The sequence below is a fragment of the Luteibacter sp. 1214 genome (assembly GCF_031455395.1).
Classification (GTDB): Bacteria; Pseudomonadota; Gammaproteobacteria; order Xanthomonadales; family Rhodanobacteraceae; genus Luteibacter; species Luteibacter mycovicinus.
Genome location: NZ_JAVDSQ010000004.1, coordinates 217,655 through 234,879 on the forward strand (window position 1 = coordinate 217,655; position 17,225 = coordinate 234,879).

A 17,225-nucleotide genomic window follows, 5' to 3' on the forward strand; every position below is an offset into this window, starting at 1 on the left:
CGTGCCGGCCTGGCGAAGTGTCGGCGCCCCCTGGCGCCGACGGGCATTACCGGGCGAGCGAGCGCTCGCTGCGATCCAGGAACTCGAGCATCTGGCGGACGTCTTCGCTGTTCTCGGCTTGCGAGAGCAACTGCTCACGCGCTTCGGCCAGAGGCAGGCCGGCCATGTACAGCGTGCGGTAGGCGCGCTTGATGGCGGCGATGCGGGCCGTGTCGAAGCCACGACGCTTGAGGCCTTCGCTGTTGATGCCGCGCGGACGGCCACGGGTCTCGTTGGCCATCATGACGAACGGCGGAACGTCCGAGCCTACGAGGCAGCCCATCCCGATGAACGCGTGCGCGCCCACCTTGCAGAACTGGTGCACGCCCGAATAGCCCGACATGATGGTCCAGTCGCCGATTTCCGCGTGTCCGGCCAGCGCCGAATAGTTGGAAAACACCACGTGATTGCCTACCTGGCAATCGTGCGCGATGTGCACGTAGGCGAGCAGCCAGTTGTCGTTACCGATGCGCGTGATGCCGCCACCGTCGCCGGTACCGCGGTTGATCGTGACGAACTCGCGGATGAGGTTGCGGTCGCCGATGATGACCTCGGTGCGCTCACCCTGCCACTTCTTGTCCTGCGGTGCGCCACCGATGGAGGCGAACTGCGAGATGCGGTTGTCGCGACCGATGACGGTCGGGCCTTCGATCACCACGTGAGGACCGATGGTGGTTCCCTCGCCGACGACGACGTCCGCACCGATCACGCTGAACGCGCCGATGCTGACGTTATCCGCGATGCGCGCGGACGGATCGATCTGCGCGGAGGGATGAATCATTTGTCGTTCCTCGCTGCGCACATCAGTTCGCAGCAGGCGACGACCTTGCCATCGACCAGGGCCCTGGCTTCGAACAGGCCCATGCCGCGGATGAGGCGCTTCAGCGAGACTTCCATACGCAGCTGGTCGCCCGGGGCGACCACGGCGGAGAAGCGCGCGTTGTCCACCTTGACCAGATAGAACAGCGGGCTGCCGCTCTGGCCATCCATCTGGCTGGTGATCTGCGTGAGCAGGCCGGCGGTCTGGGCCAGGGCTTCGACGATCAGGACGCCGGGCATGACCGGATGACCCGGGAAATGACCCTGAAAGAACGGCTCGTTGATCGAGACGTTCTTGATCGCCACGATCGACTTGCCCGGCTCGATCTCGATGACGCGATCGACCAGCAGAAACGGATAGCGATGCGGCAGGAGTCGCTGGATCTGCTCCACGTCGACGGGGAGCGTCACGGCGGCTTTCGATTCGGTCATTGCCCTTTTTCCTTTTCCAGCGCCGCGATGCGGCGCACGTATTCGTCGAGATGTTTCATGCGCGCCGCGTTCCGCCGCCATTGGCGGTTTTCCTGCAGCGGGGTGCCGGAGGAGTACTCGCCGGCTTCCCTGATCGATGACGTGACCAGGCTCTTCGCCGTGATGGTAACCCGGTCGGCCAGTTCGAGGTGGCCCAGCACCCCCGCGTTACCGCCGATCAGGCAGTAACGGCCGATCTTCGCGCTGCCGGCGACCGCCGAGCACCCGGCCATGGCCGTGTGGGCACCGATATGCACGTTATGGGCGATCTGGATCTGGTTGTCGAGGCGGACATCCTCTTCCAGCACCGTATCTTCCAGCGCGCCGCGATCGATCGTGGTGTTGCTGCCGATCTCGCAGTCGTCCCCGATACGGACCCCGCCGAGCTGGGGAAGCTTGATCCAGTGGTCGCGGTCGAAGGCCAGGCCGAAGCCGTCGGAGCCGATCACCGCGCCCGGGTGGATCAGGACGCGCCTGCCCAGGGTCACGCGGATCACCAGGGTGACCCGGGCGACGAGGCGCGAACCCGCGCCGACGACACAGCCCGGCCCGATCGTGCAATGCGGGCCCAGGATCGCGTTCTCCTCGATGACGGCGTTGTCCTCGACCACGCAGCACGGACCCACCGACGCGGTGGGGTGAACGCGGGCGGACGGTGCCACCACCGCGCTGGGGTGGATGCCGCGCGGTGACGCCGGGTGTTTTTCGAAGAGGGCGGCGATCTTCGCATAGGCCACGTAGGGGTCTTTCGCGACGAGCGCGGCACCGTTGCGCAGTGGCAGCTGATCCGCACCGAGCACGACGATGCCGGCCTGCGATTCGGCCAGCTGCGAGGTGTATTTCGGGTTGGACAGGAAGGTGAACTGGCTGGCCGTAGCCGCGGCCAGCGTGCCGACGCCGTCGACCGTCGTGGTCGGATCGCCGTGGGCCTCGAGGCCGAAGCGCTCGGCCAGTTCGGCCAGGGTGTATTGCGGATTTCCGCTCACGGGGGGCTCCCAAAGAAAAGGGGTGGCCGGGTTTGCACCGGCCACCCCTCTTATTATCGTACGAAACGGCGATGCCGCTTCGTTGGCTTTTCGCGCGCGGGGCGCGCTCCGACGGTGTCGCTTAGAACGTGTTTCCGAAGGTGAACTGGATGCGTTCGACGAAGCGGTTGTCGGCGTCCTTTTTACGGAACGGCACGGCGAAGTTGATGATCAGCGGACCGATCGGCGCCTGCCACTGAAGGGACAGACCGGTCGAGGCGCGCAGCTCGCTGGCGTCGAACGAGCCGTAGTCCTTGTAGACGTTACCGACGTCGACGAACCAGGAGACGCGGGCGGTGTTCACGTCCTTGAGGAACGGCAGCGGCAGGAACATCTGCGCCGTGCCGAGCACCTTGAACGCGCCACCGACCGGCTGGCCGTAGCTGTAGTAGCCGCCCGTGCACTTGCCCTTGCTGTCCGGCGTGGCGGAGGTGCTCCCGCCGTCGCACAGGCGGGGACCCAGGGTATTGTCCTGGAAGCCGCGGACGTCACGCACACCACCGGCGTAGTAGTTTTCCCAGAACGGGAAATCGACTTTGTCGCCCTTCTTGTACTGAACAATGGGCTGCAGATTGGCGTCGAGGATCTCTTTGCCATTGGCGTCGGTGTAGTTGATCGTCCTGTCGTACGTCGTGCCGTAAACCTTGCCGTAGCCGACCTGACCGTCGAGGTAGAGCACGAAGCCCTTGCCAATCGGCCAGTAATGGTTAGCTTCGCCGAAGAACTTCGCGTACTGCACTGTGGAGCCCGGCAGCGCGCCCGAGACGGAGGCCGTCAGCTGACCGCCGCGGGTCGGTGCCCAGTAGCTATTACGCGTGTCATGGGTATAGCCAAGACTGGACGTCCAGGAGTGAATGGTCTTGTTGTTCAGCGCGTTCTGATAGGCGACCAGCGACTGCGGCGTGTAGTACGACGTATTGATCAGGTTTGAACTGACGCCAAGGCTGGTCGAGATCGAGTCGAAGTCGGTGATCGGGAACGACAGCGTGGCTTCGAACGACTTGGTGCTGTACGTGTAGTTCGCCAGATCGGTATCGCCGTAATCCAGCTTGCTGTAACCGAGGTTGTAGCCGAGCTGGATGCCGGAATCCGTGAGGTACGGATTGGTGTAGCTGGCGTTGACGCGCTTGTAGTACGTGCTGGTTTCCGCGCCGATCGAGAAGCGGTCGCCGGTGCCCAGGAAGTTGTTCTGCGACACGGAGGCCGAGAGGATGATGCCCGAGTACTGCGAGTAACCGACGCCGAACATCAGCGAGCCGGCGGACTGCTCCTCGACCTTGGCGGTCAGATCGACCTGATCGACGGTGCCCGGCACGAGTGCCTTGTCGATGTCGACGGTCTTGAAGTAGCCGAGGCGCTGCAGACGGGTCTTCGAACGATCGATGGCGCCCTGCGAATACCACGCGCCTTCGAGCTGACGCATTTCACGACGCAGCACCTCGTCTTCCGTGCGGGTATTGCCCTGGAAGACCACACGACGGACGTACACGCGCTTGCCCGGCTCGATGAAGAGCGTGAGGTCGGCGGTGCGCTTGTCCTTGTCGAGCTTGGGAATCGGGGTGACCTTGGCGAACGCGTAACCGATGTTCGCGAGGATGCCCTTGATGGCGTCATCGCTGGCTTCGATCGCGCCGCGGTTGAAGGTGTCGCCCTTCTTGATGAAGACCAGCTTGCGCAGGGTTTCTTCCGGAAGGATCAGTTCGCCGAGGAGCTTCACGTCGGAGACGGTATAGACCTCGCCTTCCTTCACCGAAGCATCGACGTACATCGCGCGCTTGTCGGGGCTGATCGCGACCTGGGTCGAATCGATACCGAAGTCGGCGTAACCGCGATTCATGTAGTAGTTGCTGAGCTTCTCCAGATCGCCGGAGAGCTTTTCGCGCGAGTACTGGTCGTCCTTGGAATACCAGGACAGCCAGTTGCTGGTGTTGGACTCGAAACCTTCGCGGATGGCCTTATCGGTGAAGGCCTTGTTGCCGACGACGTTGATCTCCTTGATCTTCGCCGCCTTGCCCTCGCGGATTTCGATGTCGATCGCCACGCGGTTGCGGTCGAGCTGGGTCACGTGCGGATCGACCGACACGTTGTACTTGCCGCGGTTGTAGTACTGACGGATGAGTTCCTGCTGGACACGGTCGAGCGACAGGCGGTCGAAGGTCTCGCCTTCGGCCAGGCCGATCTCCTTCAGACCCTTGCGCAGGTCGTCTTCCTTGATGTCCTTGTTACCGCGCAGCGTGAGCTTGGCGATAGCCGGGCGTTCGACGACCTTGATCACCAGGATGTCGCCCTGGCGGTCGAGTTCGACGTCGCTGAAGAATTTGGTCTGGTACAGGGCGCGGATGGCGGCCTGGGCCTTGTCGTCGCTAAGGGTTTCACCCTTTTCGATCGGCAGGTAGCTCAGCACCGTGCCTTGCGCGATACGCGTAAGGCCATCGATACGAATGTCGGAAACGACGAACGGCTCGAAAGCGGCAAGCGCATTGGCGGACAGGGAGGCGAGCAAGATCAGGGCGGCGATACGCTTCATCGTCGATTCCGTTGGGTTAATTCCAGTCGCCGGCGGACGAGGCCGGTGACCGAAGAGGAGCACGCGCCGGACTCGTGCCCGGCGTCGTTCGGCTACGGGCGCGGGAGCGTCCGGGGCCTGGGTGATACGGATGTGTCAAGAAACAAGCAGTCGCTGTATGTCGTTGAAGAACGCCAGCCCCATCATGGTGAACAACAGGGCGATGCCTACGTACTGGCCAGCGATCATGGTGCGCTCGCTGACCGGGCTGCCTTTGACCAACTCGATAAGGTAATACAGCAGGTGTCCACCGTCCAAGACCGGGATGGGCAGGAGGTTCAAGATCGCAAGACTCAGCGAGACCAGGGCCAGGAAGCTGAGGAACCAGCCCAGGCCGCGGTTGGCGGAATCGTTGGCGACCTGCGCGATGCCGATGACGCCGGACAGGTTCTTGGTGGACGCCTGACCCGACAACATCTTGCCGATCAGGTTGAAGGTGGAGGTGGTGCCCGCCCAGGTCGCGCGCAGCGACTCGCTGAAAGCCCGTACGGGGCCGTAGCGGAGCGTGGCGGCTTCCATGGCCTGGCTGCTGACGCCGATCAGCCAGCGGCTGGGCTGGCCCTGTTCGGAGCGCATGCGTGCGGTGACGTCGAAGGTCTTCGCCTGGCCGTCGCGCACGATACCGATGGCCAGCTTCGGCGAGATGGCGGCCTGCTCGGGGACCAGCGTGGTGAAATCGGAGAAGTCGGCGACAGGCTTGCCGTTGACACTGACGATGCGGTCGCCGCTATGAATGCCGGCGGCGGAGGCGGGATCGCCCGGAACCACCTGCCCGACCACGGGCGGCGCCTGCAGGCCGAGGCCGAGCTGGGTCAGGCGCTTGCCGATGTCGTCGCTGTCGGCGAGTTTCTGGATCGGCAGGACGACGTCGCGCTGCGAGCCGTCGGTGCCCTTCACGTGGACAGGCAGTGGTTCGTTGCCGAGCAGGCCGTTGACCACGCCGTTCAGCGCGTCGCTCCAGGTGCCGACGGCCTCGCCGTTGACGGCGAGAAGGCGATCGCCGGGGCGAATGCCGGCCTGTTCGGCGATGCTGCCCTTGTCGGCCGCCACGATGGGGGCGAAGTCGGGCTTGCCGATCATGTACATCGCCCAGAAGGCGGCGATGGTGAAAATCAGATTGAATGCCGGACCGGCGGCGACGATGGCGATGCGTTTCCACACGGACTTGCCGGTGAACTCCTGGTCGCGCCAGGCCGGATCGACGTCACCCTCGCGGGCATCGAGCATCTTGACGTAGCCGCCGAGCGGAATCGCCGCCACCTGGTATTCGGTGCCGTCCTTCGCGACGCGACGCCACAGCGGCCGGCCGAAGCCCACGGAAAAGCGGAGCACGCGAACGCCACAGCGGCGTGCGACCCAGTAGTGGCCGAATTCGTGGAAGGTCACCAGCACGCCAAGCGTGACCAGCAGCCAGAACACGGAACCGAGGAAGGGGCTCATCAGGAAAAGAGGGTCTCGAAGATAAAAAACGTTGGAGTGGAGCGAGTTTAGCAGTAAGCGCGGTGGAGCACGCCCCGTGCCGCCCGGCGAGCTTCCCCATCACGCTCCACAAGCGTCTGGACATCGACCACGGGTTTGGCCGGCAGTTCCTCAAGAACGCGTTCGACCACCTCGGAAATACCGAGGAAGGGCAGCGTTCCGGCCAGGAACGCGTCTACCGCGACCTCGTTGGCGGCATTGAGGATGGCGGTGGCGTCGCCTCCGGCTCTGAGGGCGTCGAAGGCCAGGGCCAGGCAGCGGAAGGTGTCCGTGTCGGGTTTTTCGAAGTCGAGACGGGCATGGGCGGCGAGATCGAGCGGTGCGACGCCGGCCTCGATCCGCTCCGGATAGGCGAGCGCGCAGGCGATGGCCGTGCGCATGTCGGGGTTGCCCAACTGGGCGAGCATCGACCCGTCGACGTAGTCGACCATCGAGTGAACCAGGCTCTGCGGATGCACCACCACGTCGATGGCGTCCGCGGGTGCGCCGAACAGATGATGCGCTTCGATTACCTCCAGGCCCTTGTTCATCAGGGTGGCGGAGTCGACCGAGATCTTCCGGCCCATCGACCACTTGGGGTGCGCACAGGCTTCATCGGGCGTGATGCCGCCCAGTTCCGCCCGGGTACGGCCGCGGAACGGGCCGCCCGAGGCGGTGAGCACCAGCCGGCGCACGCCGGCGCGTGCCAGTTCAGGCCGGCCGCCGGGCAGGCACTGGAAAATGGCGTTGTGCTCGGAGTCGACCGGAATCAGATCGCCGCCACCGGCGCGCAGCGCCTCGAGCAGCAGGGCGCCCCCCATGACGATCGATTCCTTGTTGGCCAGGAGCAGGCGTTTGCCCGCACGTGCGGCGGCCAGCGTCGAGTCGAGTCCCGCGGCACCGACGATGGCGGCCACGACCGTGTCGCAGAGCGGACCCGCGGCCGCCGCACTGACCGCGTCGGCGCCGGATGCGACGTCGCAGCGGACGCCAAGCGCCGCGAGGCGACGGGCGAGGTCCGCTTCCATCGAAGGGTCCGCGACGATGGCGAGGTCGGGACGGAAGCGCGCGCAGAGGGCGGCCAGCGCTTCGGTGCCCCGGTTGGCGACGAGGACGGTGGCGCGGAAGCGATCCGGGTGCCGTGCGACGACGTCGAGCGTGCTGCCCCCGATCGAGCCCGTGGCACCGAGGACGGCGACGTTGCGGATAGCCATGGCCTACAGGCCCAGCAGCATCTTGCCCGCCACGAAGATCGGCAGGGCGGCGAAGACGCTGTCTAGGCGGTCCAGCAGTCCGCCGTGGCCCGGGAAGAGGTTGCCCGAATCCTTGACCTCGGCGTGGCGCTTCATGAGGCTCTCGAAAAGATCCCCGACGACGGCGATCGCGACGGTCAGCACGCCCAGCACGCCCAGCCCGATCAGGTGGGCGGCGTCACTCACGCCAAGCATCCAGCCGCCGAGCACGGCGACCAGGGCGCCGCCGAGCACGGCGCCATAGACGCCCGCCCAGGTCTTCCCCGGGCTGATACGTGGAGCGAGCTTGCGGCGGCCGAACTGGCGGCCGCTGAAATAGGCGCCGGTGTCGGCGGCCCAGACGATCATGAGGGAAAGCAGGGTCCACCAGTGGCCACGGTCGCTGCCGTGCAGGGCCATGGCGGCGGCGAAGGTCGGCACGATGACCAGGACGCCCGTGCCGATCTTCAGCAGGCGGTTCTCGGCGTTGGGCGCCGCGGCGAAGGTGAAGTGTCGCAACCAGAAGCAGCAGCCGATCCACCAGGCCACGCCCACGAGAGTCAGTACGGTGAGCAGGCCCGGCGTGGCGATGAGCAGAACGGCGAGCAGCAGCGCGGCGGCACCCGCCACGACGATGCCGCGGCCGACGGCGGTGCGGCAGCCCGCCAGAAGGCTCCACTCCCACGCGGCACCGACGAACACCAGCGCGATCACCGCGGCGAAGTACACGGTGGGCGGCAGGAGGATCAGCGCGAGAACCAGTGGAAGCAGGATCAGGGCGGTGGTGATGCGTTGTTTCAGCATGGCGGTCCGGCGTCAGCCTTGGGCGACCTGTTCGCCGGTGCGGCCATAGCGGCGCTCCCGGCGGGCATAGTCGTCGAGAGCCTCGGCGAGGCAGGCCTGGTCGACGTCGGGCCACAGGGTGTCTGTGAAATAGAGCTCGGCGTAAGCGATCTGCCAGAGCAGGAAATTGCTGACGCGACGTTCGCCGCCGGTGCGGATGAACAGATCCAGCGGCGGCTGATCGGCGAGACAGGTATACGTGGCGAGGCGGGTCTCGTCGATGTCGCCGGGGGCGAACTCGCCACGGCTTGCCGCTTCGGCGGCCAGTCGTGCGGCGTTGGCGATATCCCAGCGGCCGCCGTAGTTGACGGCGATGTTCAGGTTGAGCGCCTGGTTGCCGCCGGTCCGCTCCATGGCGACGAGCATCCGCTGGCGGAGTTCCGGCGCGAAACCGTCCAGGTCGCCGACGAAGCGAATGCGGACCCCGTGGCCATGCAGCTCGTCCACTTCCTTGTCGATCGCCTTCAGGAAGAGCTCCATCAGCGCCGACACCTCGGTGGCGGGGCGATTCCAGTTTTCGCTGGAGAAGGCGAACAGGGTGAGCGAGGCGATGCCGCGCTGGAGGCAGAACTCGACGGCCTTGCGCACGGCTTTCTGCCCGGCGTGGTGGCCGAACGTGCGCGGGCGAAGGCGCTGTTTGGCCCAGCGCCCGTTGCCATCCATCACGATGGCGAGATGGCGGGGAACCCTGCCTTCGTCGGGCCTCGCGGTCATGGATGCGGTCCGATGGCGCGTCAGAGCGCCATCAGCTCCTTTTCCTTTTCCTTGACGACGTCGTCGACTTCCTTGACGAACTTGTCCGTCAGCTTCTGGATGTCGTCGTCCGCACGCTTCTGGTCGTCTTCCGTGATTTCCTTGTCCTTGAGCAGCTTGCCGACATGCTGCACGGCGTCGCGGCGCACGTTGCGGATGGCGATCTTGGCGGCTTCGCCTTCCTTCGCGACGCTCTTGGCGAGCTCCTTGCGGCGCTCCTCGGTCGGCGGCGGGAAGTTGAGGCGGATGTCCATGCCCATCGTGGTCGGGGTGATGCCGAGGTCGGAGGCCATGATGGCCTTCTCGATCGGGCCGATCATGCTCTTGTCGAACGGCTTGACCGACAGCGAGCGCGCGTCGGGCGTGCTCACGTTGGCGACCTGCGACAGCGGGGTGGGCGAGCCATAATAGGGGACGACGATGTTGTCGAGGATCGACGCGTTGGCGCGGCCGGTCCGGATCGTCTTGAGGTCGTGCTTGAGGGAGTCGATGCTCTTGCCCATGCGGGTCTCAGCATCTTTCTTGATGTCGTTGATCATGGGCTGGTTTCCGGTCGAACTGGTCAGCAGACGAGTATAGCAGTGAGGGCGCGTGCGGCCGTGCCGCAGCGCGCCAAGGATCGTCGGCGCCCCTCAGGGCGCCGGATAGCGGCGGATTCAGCCGGCGTTGACGAGCGTGCCTACGGGCTCGCCCTGCATGATGCGCATGAGGCTGCCCGGCTGGGTCATGTCGTAGATGCGGAGGGGCAGCTTGTTCTCGCGGCACAGCGCGATGGCGGCGGTGTCCATGACCTCGAGACGGCGCTCGATCACCTGGTTGTACGTGAGGTGGTCATAGCGCTCGGCGGTCGGGTCGCGCTTCGGATCGGCCGAGTAGATGCCGTCGACCTTGGTCGCCTTGAGCAGCAGGTCCGCGCCGACTTCGACAGCGCGCAGGGCGGCTGCGGAGTCCGTCGTGAAGAACGGGTTGCCGATACCCGCGGCGAACAGGGCGACGCGGCCCTTCTCGAGGTGGCGAATGGCGCGACGACGGATGAAGTCTTCGCAGACTTCGTTGATCTTGATAGCGCTCATCGTGCGGGCTTCGCCACCCAGCTTCTCGATGGCGTCCTGCATGGCGAGCGCATTCATCACGGTGGCCAGCATGCCCATGTGATCGCCGGTGACGCGGTCCATGCCCGAGGCAGCCAGGCCAGCGCCGCGGAAGATGTTGCCGCCGCCGATGACGACGCCGATCTGTACGCCGGCATCGCGCACTTCGAGGATCTCCTTGGCGAGGCGGCCGATCACCTTGGGATCGATACCGTAGTCCTCGGTTCCCATCAGGGCTTCACCGGAGAGTTTGAGCAGGATGCGGCGGTGTTTCAGCGGATTGCTCATTCGGGGATCTCCAGTTTGTGTGGGGCAAAACGGCCGTAGTTTAACGCGTGGGCGGTTGTTACAGCTATGTGAATTCCTGCGCCGAGGTCACGTTTTCCGGGTCTCGCGTTTTCGCTCCTGCGTTCGTTCAGGGTCGTGGAAACAAAAAAAGAGCCGCGATCGCTCGCGGCTCTTTCAGGTCCCGCCAGGAGGTGAGGCTTACGCCAGACCGGCCTGCTTCATGACTTCGGCGGCGAAATCGTCGACGACCTTCTCGATGCCTTCGCCAACGGCCAGACGCTGGACCGAGATGATCTCGGCACCGGCCTTCTTGAGGGCTTCAGCGACCGTGACGTCACCGTCCAGCACGTACGGCTGGCCGACGAGGGTCACTTCGGCGAGGATCTTGTTGACCTTGCCGGAGACGATCTTGTCGAGGATGTCGGCCGGCTTGGCCTTGTCCTTGTCAGTCATCTTGGACAGCTCGATTTCCTTTTCCTTCTCGAGGAAATCGGCCGGGACGTCTTCGACCTTGACGAACTTCGGGTTCATCGCGGCAACGTGCATGGCGATACCCTTGGCCAGCTCTTCCGAGCCGCCCTTCAGGTTGACCAGCACGCCGATGCGGCCGCTGTGCGAGTAGGCGCCGATGGTGTCGGTGCTCTCGATCTTAGCCATGCGACGGACGTCGAACTTCTCACCGATGGTGAGCGTCAGTGCCTTGGCGCCTTCCTCGACCGTGGTGTCGCCGAGCTTCGCGGCCTTGAGGGCCGTGATGTCGTTGACGCCCGACTCGAGGGCGGCGTTGGCGACGTCCTTGGTGAACTGGATGAACTGCTCGTTGCGCGAGGAGAAGTCGGTTTCGCTGTTGACTTCGATCAGGGCGGCGACGCCGGGCTTCTGCGCGATGGCGACGAGGCCTTCGGCAGCGACGCGGTCAGCCTTCTTGTCAGCCTTGGCCATGCCGTTCTTGCGCAGCCACTCCATCGCCACTTCGATGTCGCCATTGTTTTCGACGAGCGCCTTCTTGCACTCCATCATGCCGACGCCGGAACGCTGACGCAGTTCATTGACGAGCTTGGCGGAAATCTCAGCCATGGTAGTTCCTCAAAGTTTTGATGGGCGCCGCGGCGGACATGCCGCGGCGCCGGATGAAACGGAAGAGCTGGACGGGGTGGGGCGCTTACGCGCGGCCACGACCACCGTCACGGCCGCCTTCGCGACGCGGAGCACCCTTCTTCGCCGGGGCGCCGCGACGATCGCCGCGAGCGGCCTCGTCCTTGGCGACCGGGTTGCCTTCCTCGTCCATCTCGACGAACTCGTTCGCGTCGCCACGGGCGGCGTTCGGAGCGGCGGCCTTGCCTTCCAGGATGGAGTCGGCAGCGGCGCGGGCGTAGAGCTGGATGGCGCGGATGGCGTCGTCGTTACCCGGGATGGCGTAGTCGACGAGGGCCGGGTCGTAGTTGGTATCGACGACGGCGACGACCGGGATGCCGAGCTTGCGGGCTTCCTGGACGGCGATGTCTTCGTGACCGATGTCGACGATGAACAGGGCGTCCGGCAGACGGTTCATGTCCTTGATGCCGCCCAGCGAGTTCTGCAGCTTCTCGCGCTCACGGCGACGGGCGAGCACTTCGTGCTTGACCAGCTTCTCGAACGAACCGTCGGTTTCGGCGGCTTCGAGTTCCTTCAGGCGGGCGACCGACTGCTTGACCGTGCGGAAGTTGGTCAGCATGCCGCCGAGCCAGCGGGCGGTGACGAACGGCTGGCCGGCGCGCGAAGCTTCTTCGGCGAGCGACTCACGAGCCGAACGCTTGGTGCCGACGAACAGGATGGTGCCGCCCTTCTGGGCCAGGCCCGAGAGGAAGTTCATCGCGTCGGTGAAGAGCGGAAGGGTCTTCTCGAGGTTGATGATGTGGATCTTGCCGCGGGCGCCGAAGATGTACGGAGCCATCTTGGGGTTCCAGTAACGGGTCTGGTGGCCGAAATGGACGCCGGCTTCCAGCATCTCGCGCATGGTGACTTGTGCCATGGAATTACTCCTGGGCGAACCGCATCGAGCGGTTCTATGGGGGTTGGGACCTCCACGCATCCCCGGCTTCGACCCGGTCCTGTCGGACCAGGCACCCCGAAGGCGGTGCCGATGCGTGTGTGGCGTTAAATGCGACGGTTTGGCCGGGCCAAGGATGGCTCCATGCGGTTACAATCGCGCTTCGTATCGCCGCCGTGGCCACGGATAAGTGGCTTCGCCGGACAGCAAAACTCGCTAATTGTAGCCTTCAGAACCGCCCAGCCGCAAGATCGGGGTGGAATTCCATCGGGGACGCCGCCATTTTCCTGGCAGGCCCTACACCCCGAGGGCAAAGGAACAGAGAGAACCGTCATGGCAGTCGTACCGAAGACCCCTGAAGAGATCCAGAGCATGCGCGAGGCGGGCCGTCTGGCCGCCGAGGTTCTGGCCATGCTGGTGCCGCACGTGAAACCGGGTGTCACCACCGAGCACCTCGATCGCCTGGCCCACGACCACATCGTGAACGTCCAGAAGGCGATCCCCGCCAACGTCGGCTACCGGGGCTTCCCGAAAACGGTCTGTACCTCGGTCAACCACGTGATCTGCCACGGTATTCCGACCGAAACCAAGGTCCTGAAGGACGGCGACATCGTCAATATCGACGTCACGGTCATCAAGGATGGCTGGCACGGCGATACCAGCCGCATGTATTTCGTCGGCACGCCCAGCGTGCTGGCCAGACGGCTGGTCGATACCACCTTCGAGGCCATGATGAAGGGCATCGAGGCGGTCAGGCCGGGCGCCACGCTGGGCGACGTCGGTGCGGCCATCCAGAAGCACGCCGAGGCCGCCGGTTTCTCGGTGGTCCGCGAGTACTGCGGCCACGGCATCGGCAAGGTCTATCACGACGAGCCGCAGGTGCTGCATTACGGCCGCAACGGCACCGGGCTGGAACTGAAGCCGGGCATGACCTTCACCATCGAACCGATGATCAACGCCGGCAAACCGCAGACCAAGTCGCTGCCGGACGGCTGGACCGTGGTCACGAAGGATCATTCGCTGTCCGCGCAGTGGGAGCACACGATCGCCGTGACCGACGACGGTTTCGAGATCCTGACGCCCTGGCCGGACGCCGCCTGACACACGTTTTTCGTTTTACTCCACCGAGGGCTTCGACGTGACGCTTCCACCGCTTCCACGCCTGCCCGCCGTGGTCCCCCGCTCGGGCGTGTCGCCCGACGCGCGGCGCGCCCTCCGTCAGTTGATGGGCGACGTCGATCGTGCGCTCACCGTCGCCTTCAACGACGGTGAGGATGCTTCCGCGCTGGCCCGTCGCCGGGCCGAGATCGTGGAGCGCGTGGTCGTCCACGCATGGGGCGCCTGCCTGGGCGATATCGCCGCCGCCGCGCTGTTCGCGGTGGGCGGGTTCGGTCGGGGCATGCTGTTTCCCGCCTCGGACGTCGATCTTCTGGCCCTGGTCGGCGAGAGCTCCCCGGCCCTCTACCGCGCGCTGGAAAACTTCTTCAGCTGCCTGTGGGATATCGGCCTGAAGCCGGGCCACGCCGTGCGGACGGTCGCGCAATGCCGCGAACTGGCCGCGCAGGACGCCAGCGTCTTCACCAGCCTGCTCGACGCAAAGCGTCTGGCCGGCTGGCCGATCCTGGGCCAGGAGCTCCGCGGCATCCTCGACGATCCCGCCCTGTGGCCACCGCGCGCCTACCTGGCCGCGCGCCTGGCGGAGCGCGACGCGCGTCATGCTCGCTACGACGATACCGCCCAGAATCTCGAGCCCAACCTCAAGGATGGGCCGGGTGGTCTGCGCACGCTCGACTCGTTACGCTGGCTTGGCCGTCGGCTGGCCGATGCCCCGGACTTCGATGCCATGGTCGCCGAGGGTCTGCTGGAACCCGTGGAGGCTGCCCGGCTGACCCGTGCCGAGGAAACCCTGCGTCGTTATCGCTATGCGCTGCATCTGGAAGCAGGGCGTGCCGAAGAGCGCCTCCTGTTCGATTACCAGCGGGCGCTCGCTACCCGGCTTGGCTTCGAGGACGAGCACGCGAAGAACCTCGGCGTCGAGCAGTTCATGCAGGGCTATTACCGCGCCGCCACGCAGATCGAGCGCTCGGGCACGCAGCTGGTCGAACGTTTCGAAGAAATGCTGGATCCGCAGAGCGAGCCCGAGAGCGTGGGGACCGACTACCTGCGCTACGGTTCACGCATCACCGTGCGCGATCCCGAGCTGTTCGTGCGCCGCCCGGCGGCTCTGGTGGAGATTTTCATCGCGCGGCTCGACGAGCCAGGTATCACGGGATTCACCGCCGAAACGATGCGGCGTATCCAGCACGCGGTATCGTCGCATGGAGAACTGCTTGCCGATGATCCGAGGGTGCTTGAAGCGTTCCTCACGCTGCTGAAGCGCGGGGCGCCGGCCGTCGAGGCGCTATGGCGGATGAATCGCCATGGCCTGCTCGCGGCGATTCTTCCCGCGTTCGGCAAGGTGGTCGGGCGCATGCAATACGACCTGTTCCACGTGTACACGGTCGACGAACACACGCTGCGCGTCCTGCGCAACGTCGCGCGCTTCGCGGATCCGGCGGCGCGCCGCGACTTCCCGATCGCGTGCGAGATCTGGCCGCACATCGACAAGCCCGAACTCATGTTGCTGGCGGCGTTGTTCCATGACATCGCCAAGGGGCGCGGCGGCGATCACTCCGTTCTCGGTGAGGAAGATGCCCGCGCCTTCTGCGCACGCCTCGGTCTTCCGGGCGACGACATCGATCTCGTCGCCTGGCTGGTGCGCCATCACCTGCTGATGAGCACGACGGCGCAGCGTCAGGACATTACCGATCCCGATGTCGTGCATCGATTCGCGGCAACGGTCGGCGACTGGGAGCATCTCGATCATCTTTACCTGCTGACCATCGCCGACATCATCGGCACCAGCCCGAAACTGTGGAATGCCTGGAAGGATCGCCTGCTGGCCGACCTGTACACGGCGACCCGTTTTGCCTTGCGCAGCGATCTCACACCGCCGTCGCACTCGGGCATGCGCGTGCGTGAGTGCCGCGAGCGTGCGCTGGGCATTCTGGTGGGCGAACATGTCGCCGCCGACGAGGTCGCGCGGATCTGGTCCGAATTCCCGGATAGCAGTTTCCTTCGACACCGCCCGGAGCAGATCGCCTGGCAGACCTCGGCCATCCTGCGATCGCGCGGAGCCACGCCGCTGGTGGAGGTGCATCCGTTCTCCGTCCGCGGCAGCACCGAGCTGTTCATCTACACCAGCGACAGGGACGGCCTGTTCGCCACCGTCACCGCGGTCCTCGATCGTCTCCGCTTCTCGGTCGTCGAGGCGCGCGTGCTCGTGTCGAACACGGGCATGGCGCTGGATACCTTCCTGTTGCTGGAGTCGGACTCGCAGGCGCCGGCATCGCTGCAGCGCGCGGAAGAGTTGCGCGCGCGCCTGCGTCACGCGCTTGAGCAACCTGCCGGTCAGGGACCGCCCAAGCGGAGCATCTCCCGCCACCTTCGCCATTTCCAGATGACGCCACGCATCGAGTTCGTCGATGCGGGCGAGCGCACCCAGCTCGCGCTGGTATGCACCGATCGCCCCGGCCTGCTCGCCGCCGTGGCGCAGGCGCTGGCCGAAGCCGAGGTGCGCGTGCATGATGCGCGGATCGCGACCTTCGGTGAGCGCGTCGAAGATTTCTTCCAACTTACCGATCGCGGCAATGCGCCGTTGTCTTCCGAGCACCGGGAGATCCTGCGCGCCTGCCTGCTTCGCCATATCGGTTTCGAAACCCCCAGGACTGTCGTAAATGCAGATGCAGACGCTTGAATCCGTAATCGATGACGCCTTCGAGCGTCGCGCCGACCTCACCCAGAACGAAATCGAGGGTGGCCTCCGCGACACCGTGAACCAGGTGCTCGATCTGCTCGAATCGGGTGAGCACCGCGTCGCCGAGCCCGACGGCAACGGCGGCTGGAAGGTCAACCAGTGGCTGAAAAAAGCCGTGCTGCTGTATTTCCGGATGAACGGCAACGTCGTCGTCGACGGCGGTCCGTCCAGCGCGTTCGACAAGGTGCCGTTGCGTTTCACCGATGGCGATGCCACTGAATACGGACGGCTCGGTGCGCGCGTGGTGCCCGGTGCGCTGGTCCGTCGCGGCGCGCACATCGCGAAAGACGTCGTGCTCATGCCCAGCTACACCAACATCGGCGCCTTCGTCGGTGCCGGCACCATGGTCGATACGTGGGCGACGGTCGGGTCGTGCGCGCAGATCGGTGCGGGTGTACATCTGTCCGGCGGCGTCGGCATCGGTGGCGTGCTCGAGCCACTGCAGGCCAATCCGACCATCATCGAAGACAACTGCTTCATCGGTGCCCGCTCCGAAGTCGTCGAGGGTGTCGTGGTCGAGAAGGGCTCGGTCATCGGCATGGGCGTGTTTCTCGGCCAGTCGACGCGTATCTACAACCGCGCCACCGGTGAGATTTCCTACGGCCGCGTGCCGGCGGGCAGCGTCGTCGTCTCCGGCAGTCTGCCGTCGAAGGACGGGAGCCATAGCCTGTATGCGGCGATCATCGTCAAGCAGGTCGATGAAAAGACCCGTTCGAAGACCGGCATCAACGAACTCCTGCGCAGCGGCGACTGAG

The 17,225-nt window shown here is 65.3% G+C and carries 15 protein-coding genes; 3 read left to right on the forward strand and 12 right to left on the reverse strand.

The features are described 5' to 3' along the window. Positions 1-46: 46 nt before the first annotated feature. From lpxA to rpsB, 12 genes are all read right to left on the reverse strand, one after another. The gene (gene lpxA, locus J2X57_RS11875; protein WP_036111044.1) at positions 47-820 is read right to left on the reverse strand and encodes an acyl-ACP--UDP-N-acetylglucosamine O-acyltransferase; all 774 of its coding nucleotides are present in this window, start codon (positions 818-820) and stop codon (positions 47-49) included. Then, positions 817-1,290 (reverse strand): 3-hydroxyacyl-ACP dehydratase FabZ, encoded by a 474-nt coding sequence (gene fabZ, locus J2X57_RS11880; protein WP_036111046.1) that lies wholly within the window; start codon positions 1,288-1,290, stop codon positions 817-819. Before fabZ ends, lpxA begins: the two co-directional genes overlap by 4 nt. Then, complete coding sequence (lpxD, locus tag J2X57_RS11885; protein ID WP_036111050.1) at positions 1,287-2,315, reverse strand: UDP-3-O-(3-hydroxymyristoyl)glucosamine N-acyltransferase; 1,029 nt, start codon at positions 2,313-2,315, stop codon at positions 1,287-1,289. Before lpxD ends, fabZ begins: the two co-directional genes overlap by 4 nt. Positions 2,316-2,436: 121 nt before the next feature. After that, positions 2,437-4,881: an outer membrane protein assembly factor BamA gene (gene bamA / locus J2X57_RS11890; RefSeq protein ID WP_309867287.1), complete on the reverse strand. Its 2,445-nt coding sequence runs from the start codon at positions 4,879-4,881 to the stop codon at positions 2,437-2,439. A gap of 135 nt (positions 4,882-5,016) precedes the next feature. Beyond that, positions 5,017-6,360, reverse strand: a complete 1,344-nt coding sequence (gene rseP / locus J2X57_RS11895) for an RIP metalloprotease RseP (protein WP_036111055.1) — start codon at positions 6,358-6,360, stop codon at positions 5,017-5,019. 47 nt (positions 6,361-6,407) lie between these two features. Then, positions 6,408-7,586, reverse strand: coding sequence for a 1-deoxy-D-xylulose-5-phosphate reductoisomerase (locus J2X57_RS11900; RefSeq protein WP_309867529.1), 1,179 nt, complete (start codon positions 7,584-7,586; stop codon positions 6,408-6,410). Between the two features lie 9 nt (positions 7,587-7,595). Further along, on the reverse strand, positions 7,596-8,414 hold the full coding sequence (locus J2X57_RS11905; RefSeq protein ID WP_036111061.1) for a CDP-archaeol synthase: 819 nt from the start codon (positions 8,412-8,414) through the stop codon (positions 7,596-7,598). A 12-nt stretch (positions 8,415-8,426) separates the two neighbouring features. Beyond that, positions 8,427-9,167 (reverse strand): polyprenyl diphosphate synthase, encoded by a 741-nt coding sequence (gene uppS, locus J2X57_RS11910; protein WP_309867290.1) that lies wholly within the window; start codon positions 9,165-9,167, stop codon positions 8,427-8,429. A 20-nt stretch (positions 9,168-9,187) separates the two neighbouring features. Beyond that, positions 9,188-9,745 carry a ribosome recycling factor gene (gene frr / locus J2X57_RS11915; protein WP_036111065.1) on the reverse strand — a complete coding sequence of 186 codons (558 nt, stop codon included), beginning with the start codon at positions 9,743-9,745 and terminating at the stop codon, positions 9,188-9,190. A gap of 117 nt (positions 9,746-9,862) precedes the next feature. After that, a complete protein-coding gene (gene pyrH, locus J2X57_RS11920; protein WP_036111068.1) occupies positions 9,863-10,585 on the reverse strand; it encodes a UMP kinase in 723 nt (240 codons plus the stop codon). Positions 10,586-10,783: 198 nt separating this feature from the next. After that, positions 10,784-11,662: a translation elongation factor Ts gene (gene tsf / locus J2X57_RS11925; protein ID WP_036111071.1), complete on the reverse strand. Its 879-nt coding sequence runs from the start codon at positions 11,660-11,662 to the stop codon at positions 10,784-10,786. Positions 11,663-11,747: 85 nt separating this feature from the next. Continuing rightward, positions 11,748-12,596, reverse strand: a complete 849-nt coding sequence (rpsB, locus tag J2X57_RS11930; RefSeq protein WP_036111073.1) for a 30S ribosomal protein S2 — start codon at positions 12,594-12,596, stop codon at positions 11,748-11,750. A gap of 351 nt (positions 12,597-12,947) precedes the next feature. On the opposite strand from rpsB, the gene map reads away from it, so the two are divergent. From map to dapD, 3 genes are all read left to right on the forward strand, one after another. Then, complete coding sequence (gene map / locus J2X57_RS11935) at positions 12,948-13,715, forward strand: type I methionyl aminopeptidase (protein ID WP_036111076.1); 768 nt, start codon at positions 12,948-12,950, stop codon at positions 13,713-13,715. 124 nt (positions 13,716-13,839) lie between these two features. Continuing rightward, positions 13,840-16,410 carry a [protein-PII] uridylyltransferase gene (glnD, locus tag J2X57_RS11940; protein ID WP_309867531.1) on the forward strand — a complete coding sequence of 857 codons (2,571 nt, stop codon included), beginning with the start codon at positions 13,840-13,842 and terminating at the stop codon, positions 16,408-16,410. Further along, entirely contained in the window at positions 16,397-17,224 is an 828-nt protein-coding gene (gene dapD, locus J2X57_RS11945) for a 2,3,4,5-tetrahydropyridine-2,6-dicarboxylate N-succinyltransferase (RefSeq protein WP_079522578.1), read from the forward strand. The genes glnD and dapD overlap by 14 nt, the downstream gene beginning before the upstream one ends. Position 17,225 lies beyond the last annotated feature (1 nt).

What these genes read in the sequence shown, in the direction of transcription:
- frr (WP_036111065.1), bottom strand. Translation starts at nt 9,745, where the DNA reads ATGATCAACGACATCAAGAAAGATGCTGAGACCCGCATGGGCAAGAGC.
- map (WP_036111076.1), top strand. Translation starts at nt 12,948, where the DNA reads ATGGCAGTCGTACCGAAGACCCCTGAAGAGATCCAGAGCATGCGCGAG.
- rseP (WP_036111055.1), bottom strand. Translation starts at nt 6,360, where the DNA reads ATGAGCCCCTTCCTCGGTTCCGTGTTCTGGCTGCTGGTCACGCTTGGC.
- glnD (WP_309867531.1), top strand. Translation starts at nt 13,840, where the DNA reads ATGGGCGACGTCGATCGTGCGCTCACCGTCGCCTTCAACGACGGTGAG.
- J2X57_RS11905 (WP_036111061.1), bottom strand. Translation starts at nt 8,414, where the DNA reads ATGCTGAAACAACGCATCACCACCGCCCTGATCCTGCTTCCACTGGTT.
- uppS (WP_309867290.1), bottom strand. Translation starts at nt 9,167, where the DNA reads ATGACCGCGAGGCCCGACGAAGGCAGGGTTCCCCGCCATCTCGCCATC.
- fabZ (WP_036111046.1), bottom strand. Translation starts at nt 1,290, where the DNA reads ATGACCGAATCGAAAGCCGCCGTGACGCTCCCCGTCGACGTGGAGCAG.
- bamA (WP_309867287.1), bottom strand. Translation starts at nt 4,881, where the DNA reads ATGAAGCGTATCGCCGCCCTGATCTTGCTCGCCTCCCTGTCCGCCAAT.
- lpxA (WP_036111044.1), bottom strand. Translation starts at nt 820, where the DNA reads ATGATTCATCCCTCCGCGCAGATCGATCCGTCCGCGCGCATCGCGGAT.
- pyrH (WP_036111068.1), bottom strand. Translation starts at nt 10,585, where the DNA reads ATGAGCAATCCGCTGAAACACCGCCGCATCCTGCTCAAACTCTCCGGT.
- rpsB (WP_036111073.1), bottom strand. Translation starts at nt 12,596, where the DNA reads ATGGCACAAGTCACCATGCGCGAGATGCTGGAAGCCGGCGTCCATTTC.
- dapD (WP_079522578.1), top strand. Translation starts at nt 16,397, where the DNA reads ATGCAGACGCTTGAATCCGTAATCGATGACGCCTTCGAGCGTCGCGCC.
- tsf (WP_036111071.1), bottom strand. Translation starts at nt 11,662, where the DNA reads ATGGCTGAGATTTCCGCCAAGCTCGTCAATGAACTGCGTCAGCGTTCC.